At 40.2% G+C, this 5,229-nt stretch carries 3 protein-coding genes; all 3 read right to left on the reverse strand.

What is annotated here, in order from left to right:
* Positions 1–107: 107 nt before the first annotated feature.
* The 3 genes from LD39_RS02710 to LD39_RS02720 all read right to left on the reverse strand — a co-directional run bounded on the left by LD39_RS02710 (position 108) and on the right by LD39_RS02720 (position 4,913).
* Positions 108–674: a GbsR/MarR family transcriptional regulator gene (locus LD39_RS02710; protein ID WP_035542633.1), complete on the reverse strand. Its 567-nt coding sequence runs from the start codon at positions 672–674 to the stop codon at positions 108–110.
* Positions 675–759: 85 nt separating this feature from the next.
* On the reverse strand, positions 760–3,666 hold the full coding sequence (locus LD39_RS02715; RefSeq protein WP_035542635.1) for an AAA family ATPase: 2,907 nt from the start codon (positions 3,664–3,666) through the stop codon (positions 760–762).
* On the reverse strand, positions 3,663–4,913 hold the full coding sequence (locus tag LD39_RS02720) for a DNA repair exonuclease (RefSeq protein ID WP_035542637.1): 1,251 nt from the start codon (positions 4,911–4,913) through the stop codon (positions 3,663–3,665). Before LD39_RS02720 ends, LD39_RS02715 begins: the two co-directional genes overlap by 4 nt.
* Positions 4,914–5,229 lie beyond the last annotated feature (316 nt).

A 5,229-nucleotide genomic window follows, 5' to 3' on the forward strand; every position in this document is an offset into this window, starting at 1 on the left:
TTTTGTTTTTTTCATTTGAAACCCCACGTATATAAAAAAAGCTGTCCCCGTCATTCCCTTCACGTACTATGATACTACGCTCCTGGAGTATGGGACAGCTTTTGCGATCATGAATCCTGCGTTTCTTTCTGATCGACTTTTGGTACATATTTGAATATTTCACCAGACTCTACTACATGGATGAATTTCATCAGCCAGCGATAATAATTCTGAGCATAAGTGAGTCGTTCGATGTCATGGTCGATTTTTTCGATAAGCTTTTCATCTTCTGTTTTTTCTTTTAGACTCTCGAGCTCATGAATTGTCTCATCCGCTTCATCAATGTTCGTTTCTGTGTGGTGCCTCCAACGACTCCCAAAAAGAGACGTAAACGATTTGTACCAATCTTCTTCAGACTTGTACAAGTCTTTCCGTACACCTTTTTTAAAAGAAGGTTCGACCATCTTCATATCCGACAAGGCCCGTACCCCTGTAGACATACTTGTTTTGCTCATTTCCAATGCTTCTCTCATATCATCCAAAGTCATCGGTTCCTCTGAAAAATACAGCACTCCATATAAGCGCCCTATGGACGGGGTCACGCCATATAAATTCATATTCTTAGCAATCACTTGTATAAATTGTTCAATTGTTTCTTCGTATTTAATCCAGTCATTATTATTTTTTTCTGGCAATGGAAACCCTCCAATTGCTATTTCCTCTTTTAATCTTAAAACATTTTACCATTAATACAGGTGATATGCGACCTTCTCCGACATTTTATTCAAGCGTGATCACATTTGTGGCTTTAAAGTGTTCTCCAAGATCATTTCTCCACGTAAAGAGAAGAACTTGGTGGCGCCTGGACACGTCTTCCAGTATCTCAAGCATTACCTTTAAGCGGCTCTGATCGAAATGGACGAATGCATCATCCAGCATGAAGGGGAGTCTCAACGTTTCGGCCATTGTTTCTCCTAACGCAATCCTTAAAGCTACATAAAGCTGATCTTTCGTCCCTCTGGATAATTCTTGCACCTCATACAGTTGACCGTCGTTATGAGCGATTTTCATCTCTTTTCGCTCTGTTGTTGAAAGATGGATGGTCTTATACTGAAAGCCTGTTAACTTGCTAAAGTAATGAGCAGCCTTTTCAATAACTTCAGGCAGATACTTCTCCATATATCGCTTTTTCGTTCTCTCTAATAATCGTAGAGCAATTTGATGCTTAGCCCACTCTTTTGATTCTTCACGCAATTTCTCTTTTTCCAATTCATACTGATGGGTCAATTCCGAAAGCTGACCGGAGTTCTCTAATTGCATCAGGCGGCTTTTAATATCAGAAAGATCTTGTTGCAAAGCCCTCACCCTATTTTCAGCCTCCGCCATCTCTTTTTTCATGGCTTCTATTTCTATTTTGACCATTGGTTCATCAGGAACTTGGTGCCATATGTTGAATTCTTTCTGTTCACTATCTGCCAGCATTTCCTTTAGTTGTTGCTTTAAACGATGGACTTCTCTTTGATTGTTTGTAAGTCTTTCATGCTGATCAGCCTTAGCGTAGTACGCTTCCTCATCTTCTACTTGAGCTTGCAGAAAAAGCTCTTCCCGTTTTTGAATGTATGAATCAAGACGCAACTCGATTTCATGGAACTTTTTCTTACTCTCACAAATACTGTGGCTTAGTTGACTTATCTGTTCAACCATGTTTTCTTGTTCTTTTACCCAACGTTGAAGCTCTGCCCACTTTTGGTTGATGCTTTTTTGACTCGATTCCCAATTCCTCAGCTTGTAAAACTTCTCCAGATCAAATAATATTTTCTGGATCAATTGTTCATTCGATTCTATTTGTTCGGCGAGAGCTTCAATCTCCTCACTTTTCTCTTTGGCCTTAATGAGTAAGTGAAAGAGCTTATCCCAATAGTCAATATGAAGCGAAGTCAGAAATGGGTAAAGACTTTCTTGTTCCTGGATGCCTGCTTCCAACCGACTTTTTCTTTGTAATAGCAGCCTTCGCTTTTCATCAAAACGAATATCTTCCTGGTTTAACTGCTTCCAGCGATCTTTTGCATAGCTATATTCTGCCCTGTTTTTTTCATATTGTTGTAATTTTTGCCTCGCCTCTTCCATCGACAGGCTAGAGGGATGCCCTGATTTCTCAGAAGAATACTTCATATTCTTCTGATACGATTGATGACTTCGTAACCCTGCGGATATAAAAATAACTCCTGCTACCATAGATAACACGCCTAAAAGCGTACTAGAAGTGATCCATGCGCCAACCCATCCAGCTAAAATTAGAAAAACAGCAAATCCTAGTAGTAAGTCATGACGTTGTTTAATCGCACTCGTCTCTATTACATCAGGACTTGTCTTTTGATAAGCTTTATCGATTTGCATTGAGTATTCATTCGCCTCTTGGTCACTAATTCTCTCATTTTTTAACGTTTTCAGTTTAGCACCCACCTGTTGCTGTTCAATACGGACCTCTTGCTGGCTTTGATCTAATTGGGTCTCTTCCTGCTGTATTGAGTTTGCCTCTTCTTTTAAATCTGCCCATGTCTCTTCTATGTAAAAAGGTAAAGGATACTCTCGTACTTCTTCCCCATCAATCGGGATATCCATGTGACGAAGATTCTGTTTTAATTGATTTCTTGCTGCTTCTGCCCGACTACCCATCTCCTCAGCGTAATGGACCGCTTGTTCATACTGATTTCGTTCTAGAAGAACGGCCTTTGCTTGATCCAAGGCTGGTTGTCCGGCTTGATCGCTCTCAAGTTTTTCAAGCCTTTCTGTCATCTCTGTTATGTTTGATTCAAGTAAGTGTTGTTCACTTTCAAGCGGCAGAATATTCTCCTTTAACTGTCGATATCGCTCTCTACCTTCTATAGGAAAGGTGTAATGCTCACCATATGCCATGACTTCCTTTTGGAGCTGATGATATTCAGAAATCGCCGGTAAAGCATTTAAGAGCTGTTCACGGCTGAATAACTTCTTTCTTTTCTCCTTAATCTGTTGTTCATGCTTATCCATGTCCCTAATCAGCTTTGTTTTAGATTCCTGCAATTGCAGATAATTGGCTTCTTCTCTCTCAGCAGCCAATCGTTTATGGTTGACCTCTTCTACCACTTGAAGCTGTTTGTTTATTTGTGGTTTTTTTCCCTTTGGCTTGAACCGCTGCTCGAGTTGTTTTTCAAGCCATTTTTCCGTGTCATAAATACGGTCTGAACCCGTCAACCCCACGTTCAACAGTACTTCTCCTAATTGACTGCCTGACATTCGGTGCAAATCCATTAAATCTTCAGCACTGAAACTGAATATAGAAGCATAAACTTCACGAGTTGTTCCTTTCAACAACTCATATAGCCACTCCTCTTCATACTCATCACCGTTCTCTAATCGACAGACAGCTTTCCCGTTCCGCTGATCATGCAGTCTTTCAATGGTCACTCGTACATGGTCTTGTGTATCGATGACCAGTTTTCCTCCTACAGCCCCGCCTTTCTTTGGTTGATAATACTCCCTTTGCTTTGGTGACAATCCAAACAAAATAAATAGGATGAACTGGTGCAGCGTGGATTTACCAGCTTCGTTCTGACCAGATACTAGATTGACTATTCCCTCTTCCAAAACAAAAGACTGGTCTTGCCACTTTCCAAAACCATAGATATGAATCTCTTTTACATTCATAATTGCTGGTCCTCTCTTTTTAACAATTGTTCAACTAGACTCACCTTTGCAAACTCCATCTCAGATCGAACCTCTTCTGGCGTCAATTGATCAATGTACTTTAATGCTCTCCGGTGGCCGAATAAAGGAGCCAACCAATCCATGACCTCTTCTTCTGTCAGCCCATCGATTTCTCTCAATAATTCACCAATGAAGTGCTGACCTCTTTTCAACTCCTCTTCTTCCCAATATGGCTGATCTTCGATATGAACTTGATAAATATAAATCCAGTCCTCTTCCAAATTCTCAGCTTCATTCACAACCTCAATCCATTCATCAAGGAAACCTTCTTCTTGCCACTTGGTTAAAACTCCGTTATTTGAAAGAAGTGTCACTTCCAACATCATGGATTTCTGTTTTTGTTGAACCTGTGCTTTTGCTTGTTCCAAAACAGCTTCCAAATCGTGAGGGGAATTCAAATTCTCACACTCTAAAGTTACTGTTTCATAAGTGAAGCTATGTAAAGGAAGAAACGTACGCGTATGATTCACGCCATCCAGTTGAATGAAATAGCACCCTTTATCTCCTGTCTCTCTTTTTGATCGTCCTTGAATATTCCCTGGATAAACGACGGGTGGGTCTTCAGAAAGCACTTGTCTTTGGTGAATATGTCCAAGTGCCCAATAATCCATCCTCCGTGCATATAATTCCTCCATTAGAAATGGGGCGTAGACATCGTGTTCCGTGTTTGATTCTAAACTTCCGTGCAACATAGCGATGTGGAAATGTGGGCTATCCTTTTTTATATACTCTTGTACTTTTCTTTTTCTAATTTCTCTTTCGATGTAGCTGAATCCATAGATGTTTGCGATATGCTCCTCTCCCTTATAGAAAGGGATGGCCTCGACTTCTTGAGATGAAAAAACATGTACATTGGCAGGAAAAGCGATCGGATACCGATCCCCCTGCAAATAATCATGGTTTCCGTAGCTCACAAAAACATCAATCCCAAATTTATCGAGCTTTTGGAATCCGCTCCTTAGATATACCTGTGCCTTCAAGCTCCTTATCGATTCGTTAAATAAGTCCCCTACAAGGAGAACGAAATCAACTTGGTGATTAATCGCTTGATCCACAAGACGATCGAAGGCTTCAAACGTACTTTTCCTTAATTGTTCTAGCAATCTTTCTGGAAAATGTCCCTTACTTTTAAACAGACTGTCCAAATGCAGGTCCGCGCTATGTATAAATCGTATTTTTGAGTGCATACGCCCGCTCCGTTCTATGTTTATTCTTCTTTCATTTTACCAAAGGATTTTTACGAATGCACGTTCGCTTAGTTGAAAGCCTCATTTACTCTTTGCTTTTAAGATAGTGTAGGGTTTGTTAAACAATTTATTGTAACAGTCTATCTTTAAAAATATCTAAATACTTATTAATAGATATTCAACAAACGTGCAGAATTCTGGAAGACTCGATTCCGAGATATTTGTGTGGAATAAGGAGCTTCGGGGGTCTCAACTAATCCGCTTATCCCTTTGTGCTATCTAGTTCCAGCGCCTAGCGGCTAGTGAGACTTCCCTC

It is taken from the genome of Halobacillus sp. BBL2006 (assembly GCF_000786645.1).
GTDB lineage: Bacteria > Bacillota > Bacilli > Bacillales > Halobacillaceae > Halobacillus.

Coding starts and splice junctions, on each gene's coding strand:
- LD39_RS02715 (WP_035542635.1), bottom strand. CDS start 3,666: ATGAATGTAAAAGAGATTCATATCTATGGTTTTGGAAAGTGGCAAGAC.
- LD39_RS02720 (WP_035542637.1), bottom strand. CDS start 4,913: ATGCACTCAAAAATACGATTTATACATAGCGCGGACCTGCATTTGGAC.